At 62.7% G+C, this 652-nt stretch carries 1 protein-coding gene; it reads left to right on the top strand.

Annotated elements, in window-relative coordinates; genetic code table 11:
• Positions 1–13 precede the first annotated feature (13 nt).
• A partial coding sequence (locus ACK8OU_RS20405; protein ID WP_410305153.1) for an enoyl-CoA hydratase/isomerase family protein occupies positions 14–652 on the top strand: 639 nt, incomplete at its 3' end.

Consider the following 652-nt stretch of genomic DNA (forward strand, 5'->3'; position numbering starts at 1 on the left):
GGGAGAAATGACTATGGACTACGAAACACTGAAGATCGATCGGGACGGGCCGTCCTTCGTTGTGACCCTCAACAGGCCGTCCCGACGCAACGCGATCAGCCTGCAGTGCATGGACGAGATACTCGATGCGTGCCGTCAGGCCGAAGCAGAACCTGACAGCCGGGCGGTCATTATGACGGGCGGTCCCGACTACTTCTCTGCCGGCGCGGATTTGAACGAGGCACGCGCGACGCAGGGAGCGGTTGTCACCGTCGACTATCTGAACGCCTGGCACCGCCTGAACGCGGGCCTCGAGAACCTCAAGAAGCCGGTCCTCGCCGCCATCGAGGGATTTTGCATGACAGGCGGCTGGGAACTGGCCCTCGCCTGCGATATCCGAGTTGGCGCCGAGGGGTCGACATACGCCATGACCAGCTCGAAGATAGGCTCCGTGCCGGGCGCCGGCGGCACTCAGAGACTGCCCCGCGTGGTCGGAATTCCGAAGGCACTCGAAATCATGTTCTCCGGGGATGTCATCGACGCCCAGGAAGCCTACCGGATTGGCGCGCTCAATCGGCTGACGCCGAAGGGCGGCGCGCTGGACGAGGCCAAGAAGATGGTAAAGGTCTACGAGAACCGCGCGCCGACCAGCCTGCATTTTCTCAAGAGAGTC

It is taken from the genome of Pontitalea aquivivens (assembly GCF_046507575.1).
Taxonomy (GTDB): Bacteria; Pseudomonadota; Alphaproteobacteria; order Rhodobacterales; family Rhodobacteraceae; genus Pontitalea; species Pontitalea aquivivens.